Here is a 23,614-nt window from a genome sequence, read left to right as displayed (position 1 = left end):
CGTAGCGGCGCGATTTATCGCGCGGTTTTAAGCACTTAACTGCTCAACAATCCTGCCCTGTGCCATGCGAACGGCGCGATCGCACATATGATCGATCACGTCAGGATCGTGGCTTACCAGCACCATGGTTAACCCATCATCACGCTTCAGATCGTTCAGCAGGTTGAGGATCTCCGCCTGCACGGACATATCCAGCGCCGAGGTTGGCTCATCCAGCAGCAGGATCTTCGGCTGGAGCAGCAGGGCGCGCACAATGGCGACGCGCTGACGCTGACCGCCGGAAAGCTGATGCGGATAGCGATCTGCCAGCGCCGGATCAAGGCCCACATGGCGAAATCCATCGTTGATGCGATCGTCGATATGGTCCTGTTTCAGCATCTTTAACGGCTCTGCCAGGGTACGACGCAGGCGATGGCGCGGATGCAGCGAAGCGTAGGGATCCTGAAATACCATCTGCACATCACGGCGCAACTGGCCAGTAAAGGGTTTACCCGGTTTCACGGTGGTGCCCGCCAGTGCCATGCTACCGGACCAGTGCGGGTTGAGTCCGGCCATCACCCACAGCAGCGACGATTTACCGCAGCCAGAGGGACCAACCAGGCCAAAACACTCGCCTGCCTTCACATTGAGGTTGACGTCATGGACCACGGTGCGCAGTTCGTAGCCCTGCTTATGGGATACGCTCAGGTTGGATAACTCAATCATGGTTCTGCTCCAGGGCGGCACGATCCAGCACCGGTAGTGCTGCGCCATGGGTGGCTTTGCTCGGACGGCAGGCCCACAGCGTGCGGGTATACGGATGGCTGGCGTTGGACAACTCCGCAGCAGGCAAGGTATCCAGCAGACGACCTTTATACATCACCATCACCCGCTCGCAATGCTCCGACACCTGTTGCAGATCGTGGCTGATCAGCAGCAGTCCCATGTTGCGTTGTTCAACCAGACGACGAATCAGCGCCAGCACCTGATCACGCATTGCATGATCGAGCGCTGAGGTCGGTTCATCGGCGATCAGCAGCTCGGGATCGGTGATCAAGGCAATCGCCAGCATCACACGCTGGCCCATTCCCCCGGAGAGCTGATGCGGATAACGTTTCATCAGCTGACGGGGATCCGGCAGGCCGACGGCATCGAGCATGTCGCATACTTTCTCTTTGCGCTCGGCGCGGCTCAGGCGATGGTGCAGCACCAGCGGTTCCTCCACCTGCCAGCCAATGGTACGCGTGGGGTTGAGGGCGTATTTCGGGTCCTGCATCACCATTGCCACCTTGCTGCCGCGCAGGCGGCTCCAGTCGCGTTCGCGCATCTGCAATGCATCCTGGCCCACCACTTGCAGGCGATCTGCGTGCAATTGCAGTGACGGTGACAACAGCCCCATCAGGGTACGGGCGGTGAGGGATTTACCTGAACCTGACTCACCCACCAGCGCCATGCGTTCGCGCCCGAGCTGAAAGTGGATGTCATCAACCAGCAGCGCGTCGTCGCTGCGAATCACCAGCCCCTGGGCATCAATTAACAGATCATTTGGCATGGCGGGTATCCAGTTGGTCACGCAGGCCGTCGCCTGCCAGGTTAAACGCCAGGCTGGCGAACAAAATGGCAGCACCGGGGGCCGCAGCCACCCACCATTGGTCGAAAATCACTTTGCTGCCTTCGGCCACCATCGATCCCCATTCTGCGGTCGGCGGTTGCACGCCCATGCCGAGAAAGCCGAGGCCGGCAGCGGAAAGAATAATTCCGCCGAGACTCAGCGCCGCACGCACCACCGCGGTAGGCAGGCAAAGCGGCAGAATATGGCCGAACATCAGACGCAGGCCGGTGATGCCCTGCATCCGCGCTGCGGCGAGGTAATCACTACGGCGCAGCGCCAGCGTCTCGGCACGCGCCTGACGGGCGAACGGTGGCCAGCTGGTGAGTGCCAGCGCCAGCGCGCCGTTCATCAGGCCTGGGCCGAGCATGGCAACGAACGCCAGGGCGATAACCAGATTGGGCAGCGAGAGAAAAATGTCGGTAATGCGCATCAGCACGCGCTCGGTCCAGCCGCCAACATAACCGGCGGTGATGCCGACCAGCAGACCTACCGGGATGGTCAGTACCAGAATCAGCGCCACTAGCAGCAGCGTCGGACGGGTGCCATAAATCACGCGAGACAGCAGATCACGACCAAAACCATCGGTGCCAAACCAGTGGGTTGCCGAAGGCGGCAGCAGGCGCATGCTGATGGTTTGCACATTCGGATCAAAGGGGGACAGCAGCGGTGCAAACACCGCCATCACCAGCAAAATCACCACCAGGGTTAAACCGATGCTGAGGGAGGTGATGCGGCGACGGCTGCGACGCGGGCGCAGCGTTTCCAGTTCGGAGAGTTGTTGAGTCATCGGGTTCTCGGATCGGTTAACCAGGTCAGGGCGTCGGCCACCGCGTTAAGCAGAATAAAGCAGCTGCCAATCAGCAGGGTCGCGCCGAGAATCGCCGGAACATCGGCGGAGAACAGCGCGTTAGTCATGTAGCGACCCACGCCGGGCCAGGCAAAAACGGTTTCCGTTAGCACCGAACCTTCCAGCAGGGTGGCCCAGGAGAGGGCGATAACGGTAATCAGGGTGCCGAGCACGTTGGGAAAGATATGACGCAGCAGAATGCGCGTGCGGCCAGCACCTTTGGCGCGCGCCAGAATCACATACTCTTTGCTGCTCTCCTCCAGCAACGCGGCACGCAGCAGGCGGGTAATCCCGGCCATCGCCAGCATGCCGAGAATCACCACCGGCAGCCAGATATGGGCGATCGCATTGCGGAACATCTCAGGATCCCCGGACAGCCAGCTATCAATCAGCACAAAACCGGTTTTCGGCTCCAGCGTATAAATCCAGATATCATCCAGCTGACCCGGTCCGGCGGACCAGTGCAGCACGGCGTAAAACAACAGCAGGCCGAGCAGACCCAGCCAGAACACCGGCACGGAATAACCGAGCAGCGAAATAAAACGCGCCACGTTATCGATGATGCTGCCTGGTTTCCAGGCCGCCAGCAGCGCCAGCGCCACACCGAATACCGCCGCAAAAATGATCGAACAAGTCGCCAGCTCAATGGTCGCCGGGAAGGTGCGCATCAGGTCGGCGCTCACCGGTTGATTGGTCAGATGGGACAGGCCGAGATCGCCGTGGGCCAGATGGCTGATATAACGCCAGAATTGCACCAGCACCGGTTGATCGAGACCGAGATCGTGACGCACCTGCGCATAGGTGGCCTCACTGGCGTGATCGCCCGCGATCTGCTGCACTGGATCGACCGGTGACAGGTGCGACAGCATAAAGGTAAAGGCCAGCAGGCCGAGCAGCGTCACCAGCAGCGACAGCAGGCTGGTGACGATTCGGCTGGTGCGTTGCCAGAGTGGCCGGGCGAACCCGGCCTGTGGGGCTGATGCCGCCATTACTTGGTAACCTGTGAGTAATACACCATATCCGGGTTGATGCCCTGAACGTAGCCTTGCAGGTTATCGCGCAGCGCAATCAGGTTACGCGCCTGCAGGCCAATCACATAAGGTGAGTTCTTCAACACTTCACGCTGCATCGCCTGATACATTTCCACACGCTTGTTGCTGTCGCTCTCGGCGGTGGCTGCCAGCGTTTGTTTGCTCAGCTCCGGGATGTGCCAGTCAGAACGGTAAGCGATGGTTTTGCTGCCATCTTCCGGGTTGTAAGCAAAGGAGGCGGCGTTAGTGTTGGGATCGAAGTAGTCAGCACCCCAGGCATTCAGCGTCGCCTGATACTGGTGCGCTTTAACCTTGGTAGACACTTCAGAACTGAGTCCCGGCTGCACTTCAACCTTCACGCCACCTTTGGCAAAGCTACCCTGCAGCGCCTGTGCGATGTCGAGATACGGCGGCTGATTGCTGGTGGAGAGGGTAAAGCTGACGTTGGTCAAACCGGCCTTCTTCAGAATCGCTTTGGCTTTTTCCGGATCGTAGCTGTACGGGGTATCGTTCAGGGCACCGAGGAAACCTTTGGGCAGGAAGGTCTGATGCACTTCGAACTGGCCTTTCAGCAGGTCGTTGGCGATACCTTTATAGTCGAACAGGTAACGCGCCGCTTCCCACAATGCCGGGTTTTTCAGCACCGGATTGGCACCCACGTTGAACTGAATGTAGTAAAGCGAGGCCATCGGGATGGCTTCAGTTTTCACGCCCGCTTTACCTTTCAGCGCGGCGATTTGGTCGGCACCGAGGTTACGCGCGATATCCACATCACCCTGTTCCAGCAGCAGACGACGTGCCGCTGGCTCCGGTACGTTTTTGATCAGGACGTTTTTCAGTTTCGGTGCGCCAGCCGGAGAGGTGGGGTTAGCCGTCAGCAACACCACTTCGTGTAACACCACTTTGCGGATCTGATAAGGGCCGCTGCCTGCTGAATGGGTGCCAAGCCAGGCGTGACCAAAATCGCCATTGGTTGCGTTCGCCTGTGCGGTTTTCTCATCAACGATGGAGGAGACGGGCGCAGACAGCAGGCTCAGCACATAGGCCGGACTCACGTTGGCGCTCCAGCTGATTTGGACATGGTTGTCGTCAACTTTTTTCAGGAAGCTGTCGACGTTGTCTTTATTCCAGCCAAGCTGAGTAAGGATAAAGGAAGGATCGAGGTTTAGCTTTACCACACGGCCCAGTGAGAAGATCACATCTTCCGGTCGCAGCGGGTTGCCGCTGGCGAATTTGGCATCTTTACGCAGTTCAAACGTCAGGCTGCGGTTGTCACTGCCCGGCTGCCAGGAGGTTGCCAGGGTGGGTTTCAGGTCGGTCGGATTTTGCGGATCGGACTGGACCAGGCGTTGATAAATGTTGGTGAACGCCTGCACCGTGGTCAGCTCAAAGCCCTGGGCCGGGTCAAAGCTGTCGGCATCGTCGGTGGATTGGGCAATCACCAGCGTATCTTTCGGCGTCGCGGCATCAACAGAGAATGCGGCTACCATCGATAACGCCAGCAGGGAGGGGATTATTTTTTTCATGAGAATTCCTTGCCTTAAAAAAGTAACGCGAGTTTACGAAAGCGTTGTAATGAATAATAGTCAATTATCAGATATAGATATGCCTTAAAGTTCTAAGGCTAACCTTATGGTTATAAGCCGGTAAACATGGGGTAAACAGATTTACGGAACCTTAACATTAGCTCAGGTCTGGATCGGTTGAAGTCAGGGGATTTACAACAGAATTTAAACGGAAACCGATGGCTGAATAATTAACTTTACAATACATGCTCCAGGAATATAATGGCCGCAACTTCAAACAGGAGAATTCAGTTGGACAGTCACCCTTATTTATCACAACACAAGGCAAGCTGACGCACGAATTCTTTTGTTGCTGCTTGCCGGAACCGGCGGGTAGCAATCCTCTCTCTTTTCTGACGATTGTTCCCATGCTTTGAATGTAGTACGAGCGAACGCTTGGGGTATAACGTCATGCATATGATTTTACACGCACTTTTCCCTCCACCTCGGTGCGCACACTGATTTTCAGTGTGCTGTTTCTTCCTGCGCATCTGGCGACAGAACGCGGGCATCGACATCGTTGAATATTCATTAATTGCTGCCTCAGTAAGCGGGATGATTTATTTCTTCTTTCCGTATACAGGCATGGATATTTCCTGTGTGTCGTTTTTATTTTAATAACGCTTTGCCGTTAGTTTATTTCCCAATAATGCATGCCTGACATGCAGGGATATTTATTGCCGTAAAAAAGAGGAGTGTCACGATGACTGACATGAAACTCAATAAAGAAAAAAGAGCGCTGAACATCGCACGTCAGCCGCGTCAGAAAACCCCGCGCTATCTGATTGAAGAAGAAGCGGCTTTCACCGCCAGTGAGACCCTGGCTCGGGTGCATAGCGATGCGCAGGGGCTGAGTGCCAGCGAAGCAGAAGCGCGCCTGGCGGTATTTGGTCACAACCAGGTGGCACATGACAAAGCCCCATCGGCGCTGGTGCAGCTGTTAGTGGCGTTCAACAATCCCTTTATCTATGTCCTGATGGTGCTGGCTGGCGTCAGTTTCTTCACTGATTACTGGATGCCAGCACGTCATGGCGAGGAGACCGATCTGACCGGTGTCATCATCATTGTGACGATGGTAACGCTCAGCGGTTTGCTGCGCTTCTGGCAGGAATTCCGTACCAATAAAGCGGCTCAGGCACTCAAATCGATGGTGCGTACCACCGCGACGGTACTGCGTCGTGAATCGGCGCAGCAACCGGCGCGTAAACAGGAAGTGGACATTGCCACCCTGGTGCCGGGTGACATCATTTATCTCTCTGCCGGGGATCTGGTGCCTGCCGATGTGCGCCTGCTTGATTCACGCGATCTGTTTATCAGCCAGGCGATCCTGACGGGTGAATCGCTGCCGGTGGAGAAATATGACGTCACCGGCAATCTCGCCAGCAAAAGCAGTGCTTCCAGCGAGCAGGGGACTTCTCTGCTGGAACTGGGTAGCGTGTGCCTGATGGGAACTAACGTTTCCAGCGGTACCGCGAAAGCCGTGGTGGTGGCGACCGGTGAGGAAACCTATTTTGGCAGCCTGGCGAAATCCATCGTCGGCAACCGTACGCAAACCTCGTTTGACCGTGGGGTTAACAGCGTCAGCTGGCTGCTGATCCGTTTTATGCTGGTGATGGTGCCGGTGGTTTTGCTGATTAACGGCCTGACCAAAGGTGACTGGCTGGATGCGGCGTTGTTTGCCCTGGCGGTGGCGGTGGGTCTGACACCGGAGATGTTGCCGATGATTGTCAGCTCCAACCTGGCGAAAGGTGCGATCGCCATGTCTCGCCGCAAAGTGATCGTGAAACGACTGAACGCGATTCAGAACCTTGGCGCGATGGATATCCTGTGTACCGATAAAACCGGCACGCTAACCCAGGACAACATTATTCTGGAGCACCATCTTGATTGTGCGGGTGTGGAAAACTCACGCGTACTGATGCTGAGCTGGCTGAACAGCCACTATCAAAGCAGCACGCCCAATCTGATGGATCGCGCAATTTTGCGCTACGGTGAAGGTCGCGTCAGCAGTGCCGTCGCGGATTACTACAGCAAAGTGGATGAGCTGCCGTTTGATTTTGTTCGCCGCCGGGTATCGGTGGTGGTGGCAGACCGTCGTCTTGGCCAGCAGCTGCTGATCTGCAAAGGCGCGGTGGAAGAGATGCTGAGCATTGCCACTGCGGAACGTGAAGGTAAGCTTACCCAGCCATTGGATGCGAGCCGTCGTGCGGAGCTGCTGGCGCTGGCGCATCAGTATAATGAACAGGGCTTTCGCGTGCTGCTGGTGGCAAGCCGTGTTTTGCCGGAACCTGGCTTACAGCATGCGCTGAGCGTGGCAGATGAGCAGGGATTGACGATTGAAGGGTTGCTCACCTTCCTCGATCCGCCGAAAGAGAGTGCCGCGAAAGCCATTACAGCGCTGCAGGAAAACGGTGTCAGCGTCAAAGTGCTGACCGGTGATAACCCGGTCGTGACGGCGCGTATCTGCCAGCAGGTCGGTATTGACTGTGGCACCATCGTCACCGGTGATGATATTGCGGCGATGAGTGATGAACAACTGGCGACAGTGGCCGCGCAGAGTGCGGTATTTGCCAAACTGACGCCATTGCAGAAATCACGCATCCTGCGTGCGCTGCAACAGCAGGATCATACCGTTGGCTTCCTGGGGGACGGTATCAACGATGCACCAGCCCTGCGCGATGCGGATGTAGGGATCTCTGTCGATAGTGCCGCGGATATCGCGAAAGAATCATCTGACATTATCCTGCTGGAAAAAGATCTGATGGTGCTGGAGGCGGGTGTGATGAAGGGGCGGGAAACCTTCGGTAACATCATTAAGTACCTGAATATGACCGCCAGCTCTAACTTCGGCAACGTTTTTTCCGTGCTGGTAGCGAGCGCCTTTATACCGTTCCTGCCAATGCTGGCGATACATCTGCTGATTCAGAACCTGATGTATGACGTTTCCCAGCTGGCATTGCCGTGGGACAAAATGGACCGTGAATTCCTGCGTAAACCGCGTAAATGGGATGCGCGTAATATCAAACGTTTCATGCTGTGGATTGGGCCGACATCTTCCATCTTTGATATCACAACCTTTGCTGTCATGTGGTATGTGTTCGCTGCCAATACTCCGGCAGTACAGTCGCTGTTCCAGTCTGGCTGGTTTGTAGAAGGGTTGCTGTCACAGACGTTGGTGGTGCATATGCTGCGCACACAAAAGATTCCGTTTATCCAGAGCCGCGCGGCGTTGCCGGTGTTGCTCGCTACCGCCTGCGTAATGGTGGCGGGGATTTTGCTACCGTTCTCACCACTCGGCGCGATGGTGGGTCTGGTACCGCTGCCGTGGGCCTACTTCCCGTGGCTGGTCGCGATTCTGCTGGGTTACTGCGTGGTGGCGCAGGGCATGAAAACGCTCTACATCAAACGTTTTGGTCAGTGGTTCTAAAACCAGGGAGGCGATATGCGCAAACTGGATAAAGTGGTGTGCCATCTGCTAATCATCATGGCAGTGATCGTGCTGTTAACGGTGGTGGTGCGTTAACGGATTTAACGATTTGGGCGGTTATAACAGCAGCGTTTTCCAGGAAACGCTGCTTTTTTTTGACCAGAATACGCAAGGCTTGACATGGATTTATCGTACGCTGGTACGATGAATGCCTGTTTTTGGCATGTTTAATCAATGTGTCGTTATTTTATAGATGATAGTTTCTTATTTTGTACGTTGTACGGTATTTTAATGGAGTGAACTTATTCAATTTTAATGAATAAGTCTGTCAGGGTGACAGGGTTATGTTTATCTGACCATCGCTCTACCATGCGCTCCAACATTCCCCCCTATTGGAGCAAATATGAAAACTATCCTTGTAAAACTGATGATGGCCGGTGCGCTGGTCTCCCTGAGTGCTTCGGCGCTGGCCGCCACTGAAATTGCGTCTCCGGGTACGCAGCAGGTGATCGGGCATATCAGTGCCAGCGGTGCCAGCAATCTTGACGATCTGGTTGCAGCGCTCGCCCAAAAAGCCGACCGTGCAGGTGCCCCGGCGTTTCATATCACTTCTGCCAACGGCAAAAACACCTTTTCTGGCAGTGCACAGCTGTTGAAATAATAAGGACCAGATGATGAGTGTCGGGAAGAGAGCGATGCGCGCTGGTGGTGAGCAGATGCGTGACAGTATTCTGCACTGCGCGGCGGCGATTATTCGTCGTGACGGATTACATGCCTGTACCCATCGCGCAGTGGCGACCGATTGTGCTATCTCGCCAGGAACCGTCACTTATCATTTTAAAAATCTCGATGAGCTGCATGCGGCGGTCATCGAACGGGCGGTGGAGAATTTTACCCGGCAAACACAAGAGTGGTTTCTCGGGGAAGCCGAAACGGACATCGCACGGCAGCTAACCCGGTTCTTGTTCTGGACGCTGGATGCGCGGGCCAGATTGATTTGTGAGTACGAATTGTTTGTTGCTGCGGTTTCACGCCCTCGTCTGCGGCAGGCAGCAGCGGCATGGATTACCAGTCATCAGCAAATACTGCAACAGCAACTGGCGTTGACTTCGCAGCAGGCGGAAGCTGCGGTAGCGTTCACTGATGCCTGGCTGCTGCGTTCCATTATCCAGGAAGGCAGGCAGCCGGATGCGACCATGGTTCAGCGTTTTTTCACCAGCATCCTGCAGAGCTAATCTTCATCAGGTTGATAATACTGCACGCCAATCTCGATGCGTTCCCGACCGCTGGCGACGCGATGGCGGTTACTGTCGCGTAATGAATAGATGCAACCACAATATTCCTGCTGATAGAAACGCTCGCGCTTACTGATTTCGATCATGCGTGCGGACCCCCCACCTTTGCGCCAGTTAAATTCCCAATACAGCATATCCGGATAACGTGCGGCGGCACGCACACCGCAATCGTTGATTTGCTGCATATTCTTCCAGCGCGAAATACCCAGTGAGCTGGTGATGACCGGAAAGCCATGTTCGTGGGCATATAATGCAGTGCGTTCGAAGCGCATATCAAAACACATGGTGCAACGCACACCGCGTTCCGGCTCCCACTCCATACCACGAGCGCGTTCGAACCAGTTGTCTTTGTCATAATCGGCATCGACAAAAGGGACACCAAACTGCTCGGCAAAACGGATATTTTCTTCCTTCCGCAGTTCGTATTCTTTCAGTGGATGAATGTTTGGGTTGTAAAAGAAAATGGTGTAATCGATACCGGAAGCCAGCATCGCTTCCATCACTTCACCGGAGCAGGGCGCGCAGCATGAATGCAGCAGCACTTTGTTGTGACCGTTTGGCAGGGGAAGCGGCTGGCGGATGAAGGTGTCAGACATAAGCGTGTTTAATGGTTTTTGAAGGAAAAAAGCAGTGTAAGGTCTATGAAGGCAGGAAGCAAAGAATGGGGTTGGTTAAAATAAAGAAAAGGCCGCATTTGCGGCCTCTGAGTTAACTTATTCGGTGACTTTTTTCTTCACGTCGCTGGCACCTTCTTTGGTTTTGTTCCAGCCTTTCTGAGCACCTTCTTTGGTTGCATCCCAACCTTTTTCAGTCCCTTCTTTGGTGCTATGCCAGGCCTTTTGCGTACCTTCGCTTGCCTTACTACTCAGGCTATCGCTTTTACCTTCAGCAGCATGTTTAGACTTGAGCTTCAGTTCAGACCCTTCATCCTGAGCCTGATGCAGTTTCTCTTTTGCGGTATTCGCGCCTGCCTGTGCATTGGCGACGGTTTCATCGGTTGCGTGTGTGGTGGCGGCAAAAGCCGACGAAGCCAGCAGAAATGCTGATAAAGCGATAATTGTCTTTTTCATGAATATTCCCTCATCAAAGTCATTAATGTTCTGACCGTAGTTAACAATGGCACGCTCAGTCACATCTGGCTTTAGGAATAAACTGTAAATGAATCATCGTGTTCTGGTGGGGTCTTGCTGTATACCCAGTTTTCGACCAGACAACAGTAGCAGAGACAAGGCACCCAGAGACATGCCAAACCACAGTGTCACCAGACGAATGGAGATCGCCAACGACATCGCCGTACCGTCGTTAACGCCATGCGCAACCAGTTGAAAAACCAGCGCTGCCTCCATGACGCCTAGCCCGGCTGGTATCATACTTGCTGCGCCGAACAACGTTGCTTGCACGAAGATTAACACGCAGTCAGCACCTGAAACTCCCGTGCCTAAAATGTGGCAGAACCAGGCAAATACCAGAGCCTGTGTGCCATAGGCAACCATCGCGACACCCGAAAAGGCTGAGACTCTTGGTAGTTTCCACACCCTGGACCAGGCTTCGAGCATGGCTTGTCCTCCCTTAATGGGTAACCATGTCATCGCACGATCCAGCCGACTCCAGCTATTGCTGACCCTGGGGTGTGACAGAACGTATGAGAAGACACAGCTTGCCAGCAGCAGGGCAGCAAACGACAGCAGCCACACCCATGCAAGGTGATGCTCCGCCAGGAGAGCGGCCAGCGCACCCAGCAAAACCATCCCTAAAACATCGGATCCCCTGTCAACAAGGAAGGCGGCGAGGCTATCGGGAACTTTTACGCCATGCGGGACTAATAATGCAGAACGGAACGTTTCTCCGGATTTTCCGGGTGTTGCCGTTAAGGCTAGCCCGGACAGGTAAACGGCGAAATGGGTGAATCTGGGCACGACATTTTCAAGGCAGTGGAGAGAATATTCCCAGCGGCCAAAACGCCACAGATAAGAGCTACTCGACACCACGGCACTGATCACCAGCGTCTGAAGCCCTAACGCGGCGAATGCCGCGACTGTCTCATGCCAGCCTGACCAGAAAACAGCGGTCAGATTAAGCAGCACGCCGATAGTGACAAACCAGACAATGGCCCGAATGATGCGCCGCTCACGCAGCGCACCCTGAAGTCGAGTGAAAAACTTGCTCATCGAAAGGTTAACAACTTATGGCCGAAATAACTGGTCACCACCGGTACCAGCACGCCCACCAGATGGCCGATTGCTTCGGCGTGATCCACGATGCCAAATGAGGGTAACAACCAGCGCGCCAGCAACAGACTGATCGCTAACGTCTGAAGAACGGCAAGAATGTTTACCGCCACAAACTTGTACACTTGCGGCGCAAGTGTCCCCTGACTCGCATTAAAAACATGCCCGCGCATCAGTAGAAATGCCACCAGCATGCCGACCAGGTAAGCAAAAAAAACCGCGAAGCCGTAGCCAACGAACATGCTAAAGACAAATCGTGAGCCAAAGTTAGCACTGGCAGCGATTCCTCCCGCGACCAAAAATCGAAGGAATTGTGGCGAAATCATTACTGGGAAAGCTCCCTGCTGTCAGTGGTGGCCATTTTCGCCATTTGTCGGCCAAATCCGATACTTTCCGAAATGCCGCGATCTTCCGGGTAGTAGTAGGAGGTATCAGCTACCCACAGTCCCTTCACCGGTAATGCAACCGGAGGAAGCTTGTCCAGGTATCCAGGATCACAGATTGGTTGTGCGTAGCGATAACGGCTGGCGCGCATTTCGACAAAATCTTCATCAGTCAGTGACGGATTAATCTTCTTGAGATAATTCCGCACTTTTGTCAGGAAAGCCTCATCGGGTTCCGCATAAAGAGGGTGCTCTCCCGGGACGTAAAATGGCACATACACCACATGTTGGTCGAGCGGACGCAGGTTGGTGTACTCCACCAGACCAGGTATATCCATATCCGGGTCATTGGTGTTTAACCAGAAGTTCTCAGTGACGGCCTTCCTGAGTTTGGCAATGACACACACTACCGCAATATTTTTGGTGGTGCTGAATTTGGCCATAATGTCCGCAGGCAAATCCGGCATGAGTTTAGGTACGTATGGCAGCGGAATGGTGCTGATCACCTTATCGAATGATTCAAGCTGACCCGCAACCTGCACGCCAGCTACCTTGCCGTCATTGATGACGACTTTCTCGATGGGAGACTTCAGTCTTACTTCGCCACCATGCGCTTCGATCGCTGCTTTCAGTGCGGTTAACAGCGTGGCAGAGCCGCCTTCAAGGTAACCCAGTTTCTCGCGGAACAAGCTGTAGCGAGAACGCCCAATACGACGTATACGACTCCATATCCAGGCAGCAGACAAGCCATGAGCATAGTCATAGAACTTGTAGTCAAAAAGCCGACGCCACAATACTTCCCAGGCCTCAGCGCCTACCCAGCGCTTGATCCAACCACTCGCTTCGACATTATCCAGAGGACGCCAGTCATCGCGTTTCGTCGACAGGAAAGCATGCAGGCCATAGCGGAATTTCGCCATCAGGCTCAGGCCACGGAATTTGAGCAGAGCAACCGGATTACCCCAGGGCTGCAAACGTCCCTGATACCAGTAGCCCATTTTGGTTTCCGTCCACTGCATCTGATCGGCAAGGCCTAATTCATCAAGCATTTGCAGAAAAGCATGATCGGAAATGCAATGAAAATGGTAGTAGCGCTCAATTTCCAGGCCACCAAAATCAAAAGTCGCAGTCATACCGCCGACACGGTCATCGGCCTCAAAAAGTACCGGTTTATGCCCATCAAGTGCCAACTGGTAAGCCACAGCCAAACCCATTGGACCTGCGCCCAATACCGCAATTCGTTGTCCCATCTTAAAACTCCAGCTCTACGCCGCTATAGCGTGGATCGTTAAAGGTTTCTTCCACGGCATCCCTGAAAGGGGTGTAAGGAACACCAAAAATGCCGGGCCAATCGATCACCTCAAACTCATCCTTCGCAGTTAAAGCCGCCAGCTGCTGGGTGGTAAAGGGCGGATTTTTATCAAACAGGCCCCAGACAGACAAGAGAGCATAAAAAAGAGAATACGGAATGCGTAAAATAATCGTTCTGGACTTAATCGCACGTTTGATCTCGCGAATCATGTCGATGTAGTCGATTTTTTCATGGCCTGAAATGTTGTACACGCCATCGCGAATACCATTCTCGATACAGCTGATAATGATATTGGCAAAATCACCGACATACAGCGGTTGTCGCATATAGCGGCCATCCCCTGGGATAGGGAACACCGGAACTTTCTTCATGAAGCGGGATAACCAGCCCAGGTGTTTGCGATCGAACCAGCCAAACATTAACGTAGGACGTAAAATGGGGCAGGGTATGCCATATTCCAGCACCATTTTTTCTTGTTCCTTTTTGGTGTTGGTATAGAAGTCATCTGCCACTGATTCCACAACCGAGGAGCTAATCTGCACCATATAAGGCACGTTGTTCGCCTTGATGGTATCCAGAAGCAGCCGGGTCGAATCAATATTGTTTCTAACGAACTCCTGATAATCGTTACCCCCAATCTGGGCCTGTAACATCACCACGACATCCGCACCCACGAAGTGTTGTTGCCACTGACCGGGTTCAGCAAGGTCTGCATACTCGACCGTGATGTCGGGTTGCACCCGTTTCAGCACCTCAAGATTGTTACGATGCTTGTCGAGAACAACAATATTTGCATAGCCCTTTGCCTTGAGTCGGGCCACTAAATTTTGGCCAACCAGACCAGCCCCGCCAGAAAGTATTATCTTTTTCTGCAACAAAATTTACTCCTGAGATATCTTGACCGGGACATTGAATTGGGGGCATACAAAGAGATCGTTGCCTCTTGAGTATGCAAGTCCCAACTGGTAATCCCCATTTAAATTGGACACATCAGCGGTCGTTTCGTAACCGGAAGAGTTCAATAACGGCTGTTTGAAGTAATCTCCCACATCTGGACGCGTCTTACGCTCGGTATCAAAAAAATACCGTTTTCCTTCGTTACCAGATAGTACCAGATAAACCTTATCCGGGACTTCAGCAGGGGAAACGGAAGCCGCCAGCCAACCTTGAGAATTGAGTAAGGATGAAGCTTTGATGGCGCCAGATGATGGAGAAACACCGTTGGCAGAGTCAATACTCCCGTTACATTGTTGAACGACTGTAGTGGTGTTAAAGGTTTTTGCCAGGGGTTCAGCAAAACCCATTTTTCCTATGAAATCACGTGAAGACGGGTAATTGAGTGGATAAAACTCGATATTAAATGACGGCTTCCAAAGGAAAGGCAGGCTGGTTGCAGAAATCTCAATCGATTTCACTCGCTTATCATTGAGTGAATTTAAATCAGCAGAAAGTAATCCAAACTCTTCTGTGGTTTCAATCAGCGGTGAAATAATAAAGCCAGACTCCGTCATTCCCGAGATGATTCTGTAGCTGCGGGTGATGCCATTTTGCATCGTCAGTTTCATCTCAAGCTGGCCTGGCTTGAATAGCGTGTTCATGATAGAACCCGCAAAGCTTTTGCGAATATCTAACTTCGCAAATAGCGGCCTGTCAGATTCAGGTAAAGTGATCTGCTCACCAAACGAGTAAACGCCTCCACCGATGGGCTTTAGTGGTTCGTTTGATGGAGTAGGCGTGCTTCTGTGCTTAAGATACAGGTAGTCACCCGTAAAGGTAGTTGGCTCATAACTGGACAGCAGGACAGGCCAGCTTGCACCATCCTCAAGCGAAGGTAACCTGCGATCAATCGGCTGAACGCCGAATATCACATTATCTGGTCGATTGTCGCCAAGAAGGTGCATCTTATTCAATTCGGCCAGTTTAGGGGTGTAGACCGAATAGCTTTGCAAAACAGGGCGTGGGTTCCATTTATTTCCTGATGCGAGCAGATAAGATTGATCGTATGAGTAAATATCAACTGTTCCTTCCAGCTTTGGAATGGCTCCGAGCTTCTTCAATTGATTTATGCGATCGTTAAAATCGTCTGTAAGTGCCTGAGGTGAAAATATACGCTGTTTTAGTCCATTCCATGCGCCGGAGAAGGTATTTTTGGCATTGGTTACAATGCTTCCAACAGGGTTTTTCGTATAGGAAAAGTCGATGTAACCCCATACCAGCAAACAGACTACCAGAAGGGGGATCGCGCTGCGGGTAGAGAGCAGCGTTCCTGCCAACAATGCTCCCAGCAGAAGCATCGCTCCAGAAATGTTCGCATGGCTGTCATGTCGGACGAAACCCGCTTTTAAAGCCAAAAAGAGGATGCCTAAAAAAACAAATGCAACCACCGATTTGTCGTAAAAAGAACCTCGTGTATCACGTAGCAGGCAGCCGACAAGGGCAACTGTCGCTACCAAATACATAATGTACTCGCGCTTGGGCCCATCTATTGCCATCGCTTCGGTGTAGCCGCTAACAATGGGTGTCAGCCCGATAAAATAATTAGCAAGCCCGGTTAGCGGCTGTCCGGACAGCGCCCAAAAAAACACCATCGAAACTAAAATTGTTGCGCCAATCAGCAGGCACAGTTTCCATTGCCTTCTTTTTGCCAGCAAAGCAAAGGCAAGAAAAGTAATTCCCAGACATGCAGCCAGCGTTGAGCCTTTAATCAGTGGCAATAAACCAAAAGGCACAAATAAAGCGGCGTTGAGAGCGAAGCCCTTGGGCTCGGTAGCTTGTTTTGCATCGAATGCCATTGCCCAGTGATAAACCTGAATGCCCACCAGCATGGTATAAAAGAAAAACAACGCATCACGGCTATAGGTTAGTGCGGCCAGGGCAACCAGCAATGCAATTTTTAAACTCCGTCCCGCTGTCCTGAAGTTAAGCCAGACAGCAACGGCAAACGATACTGCCAGAAAGAGCGATCCCCAGATCATCAATTGATCGGTCGCTGGATCGTAGCTTCTTGTATAAATTGAGGAATAGGGCCCGAATGTAAAAATGATGTCTTTGCCGAAAGACATTCCCTGAGCCGTCGCCTCATTCATCCCATACATCCATGATGGGTCGAGGCCTGACCATGGCATTCTTGGCGAGAGAGGAACAATAACCACAATCGCTACCAGCAAGAGTGCCAGTAAAAAGATTGTGTCTTTTATCGCACGGTTGTTAATCAGACCAGCGCTCCTTCCTGAAGCTGTATTCGATTTCAATCCTGACATTAAATATCCAGCCTTTTAAATACGAAATTCGGAATATGGCGAATAACCATCATGATTACCGACCAAATTTTCGGAGTGTATATAACCCGTTGCCCACTTTCAATGCCACGCACGACCTCTGCTGCCACGCGGTCAACGGGGGCGAGTTTGGCGCCGGATTGTTTGAGATGGGCGGTCATTGGCGTATCGGTTGGTCCTGGTTTAATTAAAACCACCTTTACATTCGTATTGGCAAAGCGGTGTTGCAGACCTTGTACATACCCTGCAACCAGCCCTTTTGCTGCGCCGTAGGTATAGTTAGATTTTCTGCCCCTGTCACCCGCCACGGAACCGATGATGGCGAGTGTTCCGCTGTCGGCCTTTTGCATGTTCATGGCAAAAGCCTCGGCAAACAGCACTGGCGATATACCATTGACATCCAGGGCTTCCCGACAAAGGACGAGATCGTTTTGACACGCTTCCTGGTCAGGCAGAGAACCATGCGCAATGAGTGCTACATCTACATTGCCAGATTGGTAGATGTGATTAATCAACTCCTGAATCTGGCTCGCATCGAGAAAATCCACTTGAAGGTTGGTAATTACCGTATCCGGGGTGCGCACCTTGAGATCTGAAGCAATACGTTCGGCTTTTTCCAGATTCCTGCTGACCAAAACAATCTCAGATGGGTTTTCTTTCGCCCACAGTCGTGCACATTGTTCAGCCATCGCCGAGGTAGCACCAATGATGACGATTTTTTTCTTAAGCTTCATTCAAATTCCCATTAGGCGGCGTGAGAGGCCAGAGCTGATGCCCGGGTCCCGGTATTGGATAAATTCGGCCAGACGCGGATAGCCAGCTTCGAACAATTCTTTAGGCATACGTGCATCCTTGGCCAGGTAGATTCGGCCTTTCGCTTCACGCACGATGGCATCCAGTCGTTCAAAGAGTTTGTGCGTGCGATCTCCATGATTCGGGAAATCCAACGCCAGTGTGACGCCTGGTTGCGGAAAACTCAGCATCCCCAGGGGCTGTCGGTTGCCAAAGGTTTTGAGTACTGCGAGGAAGGAGCCGTCGCCCGAGCGGGCGATCTCTTTCAACATCGCCTGAACGGCATCTTGCCCCACTTCGCGTGGCACCACACTCTGGTACTGATAAAAGCCTTTAGGACCGTACATCCGGTTCCAGTGCAGCACGTTGTCCAGGGGGTAGAAAAAGGGCTCGTAATGAGCGATTGCCCTTCCTGCCTGCCACTTTTTGAGATGGTAGTAGGTCATATTGAAGGGGCGAAGTGTCAGGCGGTTAACCATTGAGACGGGTGGCACGATGGGCATGGTGAGTTTGCCAGCCTTGGGTGCTTTCCGGTCTTTTATATCAGCAGGATTGCCGCGCATGAACAAACCACGCCCGCCGCCTTTTGAGATACAGTCGATCCAGGAAACGGTGTGTTCCCACTCCGCTTCTGACGTATCCGACAGTCGGAAAAACTCATCAAGGTTGTCAAAGGCAATGGTCTCAGTATCGACCCAAGGGCCTGCAACGGGACGAAGCTGGATCTCGGCTGAAGCGATTACGCCGGTGAGGCCAACGCCACCCACTGTGGCGGCGAACCAATCTGGTCGCTCATCCGGGCCACAATGAATCGTTTCGCCATCCGTCCGGATAAGAGTCAGGCTTTTGATGTGATCCCCGAATGAACCCACAACGTGGTGGTTTTTGCCATGCACATCATTGGCGATGGCACCGCCAACGGTTACCAGCTGAGTTCCTGGGGTAACGGGCAGAATCCAGCCACGTGGAATCATCAGCCTCTGAATGTCCTGCAGCAGGACTCCAGCTTCGCATACCAAACGACCCGTACTTTCATCAAAGGCGATGAAGTGGTCAAGTCCGGTCGTTACCCAGAGCTCGCCTTGCGGATTAAGGCATACGTCACCGTAGCTGCGTCCCATGCCATGAGCCAGGCCCGGAGTGGTCAGAGAAGCCTGAATCTGACCACGATCACTGAGTGCCACCACCTTGTGTTCTTCACGAGACAGGCGGCCCCATGAGTTTATCGTTACCATGAAATCCCCACTGTGCCGGCAACCAAAATGGCGGCAAATATAATACCAGCGCTGAGACTAGCTCGATCTTTGACGGCAAATACCAGCGGGTCATCGTGCATTTTTCCCCGGTGTGCTTGCATCCACATCCAGCTTACCCAAAACAGCATGACAGGTACGGCTCCCCAAATCAGCTCAGGCGCAGCGTACAACTTCAGTACCGCATCGCTGTTCAGATACAGTGCCAGAACCAAAACAGATGCGTAGCCAGCCACAATCCCCATGGTCTGAATCAACGGCGCATCGGGAGTGTGGTATCCACGTCCATGAATTTTCTCTTTTCCACTGAGTAATTGAACTTCCAATTCTGCGTAGCGTTTGACGAACGCAAGAGAAAGAAAGAGAAATACTGAAAAAGCCAGCAGCCAGAAGGACAGTTCATGACCAACCGCTGCCGCGCCTGCAACGATGCGTAAGGTATAAAGCATCGCCAGGGTGAGGCAATCAATTAACATCAACCGTTTGAGCACCCATGAGTAGGCACACGTCAGGGCAAAGTAGAACAGGAGCCAGCAAAGAAACTGTTTCCCCACCAACACCGCTACGGTCAAACTGATAATCAGCAGCAGTGGCGCAAGCAGAACGCCCTTCCAGGCAGGGACAAGTCCTGAGGCAAAGGGCCGATTTCGCTTTCGTGGATGCAGGCGGTCACTGTCAAGATCGAGCAAGTCATTGGCTATGTATACCGTAGACGCGCAAAGGCTGAATGCGATAAAAGCAAACATCAGAGATACCCAGGCTGCGCCATTGCTGACATCATGAGCGGCAAACAAGGGAACTAAAAGGAGAAGATTTTTTAGCCACTGATGGATACGCAGAACCCGGCGCCATGCGGAAAAGCCGATTTCTCTTTTAGGGAATACCCGGTCAACGGTAGAAATATCCCGGGCCTTTTTAATCAGATCGTCTGAACCATTAACAACGATAGCCTTGTGCGCTTGAGACCAGACTGCTAAATCAGCAGAGGAGTTACCTGCATAATCGTAACCATGCTGCTGGAAGCGTTGTACCAACGCGGCGGCTTTGTGTTTGCCCTCAATATTCGAAATACCATCGCTGGCGATGACTTCATCGAAAATATTCAGATGCCCGGCAATGCGATCTGCAATTGATTTATCCGATGCCGTGCATAAGACCAGATAGCGGCCTTCAGCACGCTGTTGCCTGAGCCATTCAAGCAATTCTTCGTTATAGGGGAGTGTCTTAGGATCAAATTCGGTTTGTGAGGCAAGGTGTTGCTTCAAACAAGCCTTGCCCTTTTTTAGAAGAAATGGAATACGAAGCGTTTCAAACGGACTATCCCTGAACACCCTTAATGCAGATTCGTGCAGCATATCTGAATGGATTAACGTACCATCCAAATCCACTACAAGTGGTTTCTCGCTCAAAACGACTCTCCCAGATCTAATCTTAAATACAGTGCGGCTCTATAAGCTCTTTATTCTAAAGCAATGGGGAGGGTAACGTCATCATTTATGCATGCATCTAAAGCTGAGTCACATCAACAATTACACCTCTTTTTAGGTATTTATTATTTGTGTTTCGAATCCATCCCAAATTACTCAGGCTTTTCTCAGGCTATCCGTGAAACGACAGACGCAAACCGTAAAATTGACTCTACGTAGGCTTTAAGGGTTTCATTACGCTGGCTGACCCGTACCAGCGACGGCAATGTCATGTTTTATATAATATTATCCTAACTCAAATTTTAACTATGTAAGAGTCAGGTGCCTGGTATTTTTAGTCGTGCTTGTTCGTGGTTTCGCAAGTGCAATACATCAGCCAGAAATTTATCGATTTAACATGTGCTTTGCTCAATGCTGATTTGCAGTTGCAGCATTACTCGCCGGTAATAAATGGGGTGACCTGTTAACTCCACCTCCTGAAGTAATTTTTTTCTTTTCGGGTAGATGATGATGTCACGAACAATTGTGGAATTTTTGAGGTTTTTTTTACCACCAAAGTTGCGCCAGATTCACGTTTAAACCATCGTTGACACAAGGGCAATCATGGTTTGTTGTTACGTCGCTGGACGTTGATAGCGCAAGCACCAGATTTTTTATCAGTGGTCTTAACAATCAAAAAAAGCTGTTTCCATCATGCAGTGTCAGATGTTTGACTACCATGTTGGCGCGCTCTTCGATCATCAGGACAACGACAGACACAAAAAAGCCCGCAGGGCTTACGCCATGCGGGCTTTCAGGACTTCAGCGGACAATTCTGGTATCGCCGCGAAAGAATTTTGGTGGAGCTGGCGGGAGTTGAACCCGCGTCCGAAATTACTACACCGTCGGCACTACATGCTTAGTCCAGTCTTTACATTCGCCTGCCAGCTGCGGATGGACACGCCACTAACAAACTAGCCTGATTGGATTTAACGCTTCAACCCCAGGCAGGGCATCCACGCGATCTCTTTTGGGTTTGACCTCTCTTGATCCCCGTCCTAAGAGCGGAGGCTAGGGAGAGAGGAAGGACTCAGTTTCTTAGGCTGATTAAGCGGCTAAAGCGAAGTTATCGCTGTTAGCTGCGTCCATATTTAAGTTGATTTTTGCAACTATTTTTTTGCGGTTTTTTATCGAGGCCTACCGCACCTCGGCATGCACCTAAGGGTTCACAATCCCGTCGAATCCAGAATCAGCCCCAGGAACTTTTAATTATAGCAAAAAAAACTGCAGATTCCATCCCTTAGCGGTTGGAATTTTTCATAATACGCGCTTTATCCATCTTCCATTCGCGTTCTTTGATATCTGCGCGTTTGTCGTGCTCTTTCTTACCGCGTGCCACACCGATCTTTAGTTTGGCCCAGGCATTTTTCCAGTAAATCGACAAGGCGACGACCGTGTAACCTTCGCGGTTGACGCGTCCATAGAGTGAATCAAGTTCACGCTGCTTCAGCAGTAGTTTGCGGTTGCGGGTTGGGTCGCACACCACATGCGAAGAGGCCACCGCCAGCGGTTGAAAAGTCGACCCAAACAGATAGGCTTCGCCATCGCGCAGCAGAATATAGCTGTCGCTGATGTTGGCTTTACCGGCGCGGAGAGATTTGACTTCCCATCCTTGCAACGACATACCCGCTTCGAACTCTTCTTCAATGAAGTATTCATGGCGAGCGCGTTTGTTGAGGGCAATAGTGGCTGAACCGGGTTTGTTAGCTTTTTTCTTTGTCATAGTGCGGCGTAGTCTACATCACTCAGTCTGTGGACGCATCCCCTGTCCTGCGGGGCGGTAAAAAACGAGCTATTTTAGCACAGCTGGCAAAGCCGTGAATTTTTGTTTAATGGCTGAAAATGGTATTATTTAACGGTTTTGTGATGAACAGGAACCATTATGGCCCAGATAAGTCGTTCAGCGCTGGTCCCCTACAGCGCTGAGCAGATGTACCAGCTCGTGAATGATGTTGATGCTTATCCTGAATTTCTTCCGGGTTGCACCGGCAGTCGGGTGCTGGAAAACAGCGGTAATCAAATGACAGCTGCTGTCGATGTCTCCAAAGCAGGCATCAGTAAGACTTTTACTACGCGTAACACATTGACCAGCAATCAAAGCATTCATATGCAACTGGTTGACGGTCCGTTCCGCAAGCTGACGGGGGGCTGGCACTTTACTTCACTGGGTGACGATGCCTGCAAGGTCGAGTTGAGTCTGGATTTTGAGTTCACCAATATGCTGGTAGAAATGGCGTTCGGTCGGGTGTTTAAAGAGCTGGCTAACAACATGGTGATGGCCTTTACTAAACGCGCCAAAGAGGTTTATCGTGCCTGATATCACGATAGAAGTTGTTTATGCACTGCCGGAAAAACAGTACCTGCGCACCGTAACGCTGGAAGAGGGTGCGACAGTTGAAGAGGCAATTAAGGCTTCAGGGCTGTTATCTCTGCGCAAAGATATCGATCTGAAAACTAATAAAGTCGGTGTGTTCAGTCGCCCGGTAAAGCTGGATGATACATTGCAGGATGGCGATCGCGTGGAAATCTATCGTCCGCTGATTGCCGACCCGAAAGAGATGAGACGCCAGCGAGCGGAGCGCTCAGCAGAGAAAAAATAGCGAAACGGCAGAAACAAAAAAGGCGCTCCAGGCGCCTTTTTTATTGCATCTTACTTAGCCTTCGCTGCCAGTGAGACGCGGTTTGTTATCGATGTTAGTCAGCACGCCATTGCTGTCGAAAGTCAGCGTCAGCGTCTGCTGTTTCACGCTTTCATGGCCTGGTTGTTCGCGGAATACGTAGTACCAGACATTGCTGCCAAAGGGATCGCGCATCATCGGGGTACCAAGGGTATACGCGACCTGCTGCTGCGTCATGCCAGTGTGGATTTTAGCCACATCGTTGGCGACCAGGTAGTTCCCCTGATTGATATCAGGACGGTATACAACACGCTCAAGGGTGGAACATCCGGCGGTCATCATCAACATTACCACTGCCGCGGCAGTCAGCATTTTACAGCGCATCTCTACATTCCTTTTCTGGGGCCAAACGCCTTTTTATCAGGCTGTTTTTTTGCCATCAAATTCTGAACTCTGCCTGCGGCAGGCTTTATTACTCTGGCGACATAAGTGCCGATGATAATAAACCTTTTCGCTATTGGAAACCTC

22 protein-coding genes and 1 other RNA gene are annotated in these 23,614 nt (G+C 52.1%); 5 read left to right on the top strand and 18 right to left on the bottom strand.

The genetic code is table 11. The annotated features are described in order from the left end of the window. Window positions 1-27 precede the first annotated feature (27 nt). Genes HA50_RS14995 through HA50_RS14975 form a run of 5 tightly spaced genes read right to left on the bottom strand, consistent with a single transcriptional unit; the run spans window position 28 to window position 4,995 of the window. A complete protein-coding gene (locus HA50_RS14995; protein WP_084876385.1) occupies window positions 28-705 on the bottom strand; it encodes an ABC transporter ATP-binding protein in 678 nt (225 codons plus the stop codon). Next, window positions 698-1,531, bottom strand: a complete 834-nt coding sequence (locus HA50_RS14990) for an ABC transporter ATP-binding protein (RefSeq protein WP_084876384.1) — start codon at window positions 1,529-1,531, stop codon at window positions 698-700. The genes HA50_RS14995 and HA50_RS14990 overlap by 8 nt, the downstream gene beginning before the upstream one ends. After that, window positions 1,521-2,378, bottom strand: coding sequence for an ABC transporter permease (locus tag HA50_RS14985; protein ID WP_084876383.1), 858 nt, complete (start codon window positions 2,376-2,378; stop codon window positions 1,521-1,523). The genes HA50_RS14990 and HA50_RS14985 overlap by 11 nt, the downstream gene beginning before the upstream one ends. Continuing rightward, the gene (locus tag HA50_RS14980) at window positions 2,375-3,427 is read right to left on the bottom strand and encodes an ABC transporter permease (protein WP_084876382.1); all 1,053 of its coding nucleotides are present in this window, start codon (window positions 3,425-3,427) and stop codon (window positions 2,375-2,377) included. Before HA50_RS14980 ends, HA50_RS14985 begins: the two co-directional genes overlap by 4 nt. Then, on the bottom strand, window positions 3,427-4,995 hold the full coding sequence (locus HA50_RS14975) for an ABC transporter substrate-binding protein (RefSeq protein WP_084876381.1): 1,569 nt from the start codon (window positions 4,993-4,995) through the stop codon (window positions 3,427-3,429). The genes HA50_RS14980 and HA50_RS14975 overlap by 1 nt, the downstream gene beginning before the upstream one ends. 742 nt (window positions 4,996-5,737) lie before the next feature. On the opposite strand from HA50_RS14975, the gene mgtA reads away from it, so the two are divergent. From mgtA to HA50_RS14960, 3 genes are all read left to right on the top strand, one after another. Next, the gene (mgtA, locus tag HA50_RS14970; protein ID WP_084876380.1) at window positions 5,738-8,461 is read left to right on the top strand and encodes a magnesium-translocating P-type ATPase; all 2,724 of its coding nucleotides are present in this window, start codon (window positions 5,738-5,740) and stop codon (window positions 8,459-8,461) included. A gap of 403 nt (window positions 8,462-8,864) precedes the next feature. After that, window positions 8,865-9,122 carry a YdgH/BhsA/McbA family protein gene (locus HA50_RS14965; RefSeq protein ID WP_084876379.1) on the top strand — a complete coding sequence of 86 codons (258 nt, stop codon included), beginning with the start codon at window positions 8,865-8,867 and terminating at the stop codon, window positions 9,120-9,122. Between the two features lie 34 nt (window positions 9,123-9,156). After that, complete coding sequence (locus HA50_RS14960) at window positions 9,157-9,696, top strand: TetR/AcrR family transcriptional regulator (protein WP_244193587.1); 540 nt, start codon at window positions 9,157-9,159, stop codon at window positions 9,694-9,696. Here HA50_RS14960 and HA50_RS14955 read toward each other — a convergent pair. From HA50_RS14955 to smpB, 12 genes are all read right to left on the bottom strand, one after another. Further along, window positions 9,693-10,352 carry an epoxyqueuosine reductase QueH gene (locus tag HA50_RS14955; protein ID WP_084876377.1) on the bottom strand — a complete coding sequence of 220 codons (660 nt, stop codon included), beginning with the start codon at window positions 10,350-10,352 and terminating at the stop codon, window positions 9,693-9,695. The genes HA50_RS14960 and HA50_RS14955 overlap by 4 nt on opposite strands. Window positions 10,353-10,469: 117 nt before the next feature. After that, entirely contained in the window at window positions 10,470-10,826 is a 357-nt protein-coding gene (locus tag HA50_RS14950; RefSeq protein ID WP_084876376.1) for a hypothetical protein, read from the bottom strand. A 93-nt stretch (window positions 10,827-10,919) separates the two neighbouring features. Continuing rightward, window positions 10,920-11,924: a lysylphosphatidylglycerol synthase transmembrane domain-containing protein gene (locus HA50_RS14945; RefSeq protein ID WP_084876375.1), complete on the bottom strand. Its 1,005-nt coding sequence runs from the start codon at window positions 11,922-11,924 to the stop codon at window positions 10,920-10,922. Next, complete coding sequence (locus tag HA50_RS14940) at window positions 11,921-12,310, bottom strand: GtrA family protein (protein ID WP_084876374.1); 390 nt, start codon at window positions 12,308-12,310, stop codon at window positions 11,921-11,923. The genes HA50_RS14945 and HA50_RS14940 overlap by 4 nt, the downstream gene beginning before the upstream one ends. Beyond that, on the bottom strand, window positions 12,310-13,617 hold the full coding sequence (locus HA50_RS14935) for an NAD(P)/FAD-dependent oxidoreductase (protein ID WP_084876373.1): 1,308 nt from the start codon (window positions 13,615-13,617) through the stop codon (window positions 12,310-12,312). The genes HA50_RS14940 and HA50_RS14935 overlap by 1 nt, the downstream gene beginning before the upstream one ends. A 1-nt stretch (window position 13,618) precedes the next feature. Next, on the bottom strand, window positions 13,619-14,557 hold the full coding sequence (locus HA50_RS14930) for an NAD-dependent epimerase/dehydratase family protein (protein WP_084876372.1): 939 nt from the start codon (window positions 14,555-14,557) through the stop codon (window positions 13,619-13,621). A gap of 3 nt (window positions 14,558-14,560) precedes the next feature. Next, window positions 14,561-16,939 carry a hypothetical protein gene (locus HA50_RS14925; protein ID WP_084876371.1) on the bottom strand — a complete coding sequence of 793 codons (2,379 nt, stop codon included), beginning with the start codon at window positions 16,937-16,939 and terminating at the stop codon, window positions 14,561-14,563. Next, complete coding sequence (locus HA50_RS14920; RefSeq protein ID WP_084876370.1) at window positions 16,939-17,691, bottom strand: SDR family NAD(P)-dependent oxidoreductase; 753 nt, start codon at window positions 17,689-17,691, stop codon at window positions 16,939-16,941. The genes HA50_RS14925 and HA50_RS14920 overlap by 1 nt, the downstream gene beginning before the upstream one ends. Continuing rightward, window positions 17,692-18,984, bottom strand: coding sequence for an FAD-binding oxidoreductase (locus HA50_RS14915; RefSeq protein ID WP_084876369.1), 1,293 nt, complete (start codon window positions 18,982-18,984; stop codon window positions 17,692-17,694). Then, a complete protein-coding gene (locus HA50_RS14910) occupies window positions 18,978-20,411 on the bottom strand; it encodes a UbiA family prenyltransferase (protein ID WP_084876368.1) in 1,434 nt (477 codons plus the stop codon). The genes HA50_RS14915 and HA50_RS14910 overlap by 7 nt, the downstream gene beginning before the upstream one ends. 855 nt (window positions 20,412-21,266) lie before the next feature. Next, window positions 21,267-21,665, bottom strand: a transfer-messenger RNA (tmRNA) gene (gene ssrA / locus HA50_RS14905). 43 nt (window positions 21,666-21,708) lie between these two features. Further along, window positions 21,709-22,191, bottom strand: a complete 483-nt coding sequence (gene smpB, locus HA50_RS14900) for an SsrA-binding protein SmpB (RefSeq protein ID WP_084876367.1) — start codon at window positions 22,189-22,191, stop codon at window positions 21,709-21,711. Window positions 22,192-22,350: 159 nt separating this feature from the next. Here smpB and HA50_RS14895 point away from each other — a divergent pair, with 159 nt between their 5' ends. Further along, complete coding sequence (locus HA50_RS14895) at window positions 22,351-22,785, top strand: type II toxin-antitoxin system RatA family toxin (RefSeq protein WP_084876366.1); 435 nt, start codon at window positions 22,351-22,353, stop codon at window positions 22,783-22,785. Next, window positions 22,778-23,068: an RnfH family protein gene (locus tag HA50_RS14890; protein ID WP_084876365.1), complete on the top strand. Its 291-nt coding sequence runs from the start codon at window positions 22,778-22,780 to the stop codon at window positions 23,066-23,068. Before HA50_RS14895 ends, HA50_RS14890 begins: the two co-directional genes overlap by 8 nt. Window positions 23,069-23,122: 54 nt before the next feature. Here the strand turns inward: HA50_RS14890 and bamE are convergent, their stop codons facing one another. Then, complete coding sequence (gene bamE, locus HA50_RS14885) at window positions 23,123-23,470, bottom strand: outer membrane protein assembly factor BamE (RefSeq protein WP_084876364.1); 348 nt, start codon at window positions 23,468-23,470, stop codon at window positions 23,123-23,125. Window positions 23,471-23,614 lie beyond the last annotated feature (144 nt).

Origin of the sequence: Pantoea cypripedii (assembly GCF_002095535.1) — a bacterium.
Classification (GTDB): domain Bacteria; phylum Pseudomonadota; class Gammaproteobacteria; order Enterobacterales; family Enterobacteriaceae; genus Pantoea; species Pantoea cypripedii.
The sequence above is the reverse complement of the archived record's forward strand: the minus strand, read 5'-3'. Positions and strand labels throughout refer to the sequence as shown.

Coding starts and splice junctions, on each gene's coding strand:
- HA50_RS14915 (WP_084876369.1), bottom strand. CDS start 18,984: ATGGTAACGATAAACTCATGGGGCCGCCTGTCTCGTGAAGAACACAAG.
- HA50_RS14925 (WP_084876371.1), bottom strand. CDS start 16,939: ATGTCAGGATTGAAATCGAATACAGCTTCAGGAAGGAGCGCTGGTCTG.
- HA50_RS14975 (WP_084876381.1), bottom strand. CDS start 4,995: ATGAAAAAAATAATCCCCTCCCTGCTGGCGTTATCGATGGTAGCCGCA.
- smpB (WP_084876367.1), bottom strand. CDS start 22,191: ATGACAAAGAAAAAAGCTAACAAACCCGGTTCAGCCACTATTGCCCTC.
- HA50_RS14920 (WP_084876370.1), bottom strand. CDS start 17,691: ATGAAGCTTAAGAAAAAAATCGTCATCATTGGTGCTACCTCGGCGATG.
- HA50_RS14960 (WP_244193587.1), top strand. CDS start 9,157: ATGCGCGCTGGTGGTGAGCAGATGCGTGACAGTATTCTGCACTGCGCG.
- HA50_RS14980 (WP_084876382.1), bottom strand. CDS start 3,427: ATGGCGGCATCAGCCCCACAGGCCGGGTTCGCCCGGCCACTCTGGCAA.
- mgtA (WP_084876380.1), top strand. CDS start 5,738: ATGACTGACATGAAACTCAATAAAGAAAAAAGAGCGCTGAACATCGCA.
- HA50_RS14950 (WP_084876376.1), bottom strand. CDS start 10,826: ATGAAAAAGACAATTATCGCTTTATCAGCATTTCTGCTGGCTTCGTCG.
- HA50_RS14990 (WP_084876384.1), bottom strand. CDS start 1,531: ATGCCAAATGATCTGTTAATTGATGCCCAGGGGCTGGTGATTCGCAGC.
- HA50_RS14935 (WP_084876373.1), bottom strand. CDS start 13,617: ATGGGACAACGAATTGCGGTATTGGGCGCAGGTCCAATGGGTTTGGCT.
- HA50_RS14955 (WP_084876377.1), bottom strand. CDS start 10,352: ATGTCTGACACCTTCATCCGCCAGCCGCTTCCCCTGCCAAACGGTCAC.
- HA50_RS14945 (WP_084876375.1), bottom strand. CDS start 11,924: ATGAGCAAGTTTTTCACTCGACTTCAGGGTGCGCTGCGTGAGCGGCGC.
- HA50_RS14995 (WP_084876385.1), bottom strand. CDS start 705: ATGATTGAGTTATCCAACCTGAGCGTATCCCATAAGCAGGGCTACGAA.
- bamE (WP_084876364.1), bottom strand. CDS start 23,470: ATGCGCTGTAAAATGCTGACTGCCGCGGCAGTGGTAATGTTGATGATG.
- HA50_RS14895 (WP_084876366.1), top strand. CDS start 22,351: ATGGCCCAGATAAGTCGTTCAGCGCTGGTCCCCTACAGCGCTGAGCAG.
- HA50_RS14985 (WP_084876383.1), bottom strand. CDS start 2,378: ATGACTCAACAACTCTCCGAACTGGAAACGCTGCGCCCGCGTCGCAGC.
- HA50_RS14940 (WP_084876374.1), bottom strand. CDS start 12,310: ATGATTTCGCCACAATTCCTTCGATTTTTGGTCGCGGGAGGAATCGCT.
- HA50_RS14965 (WP_084876379.1), top strand. CDS start 8,865: ATGAAAACTATCCTTGTAAAACTGATGATGGCCGGTGCGCTGGTCTCC.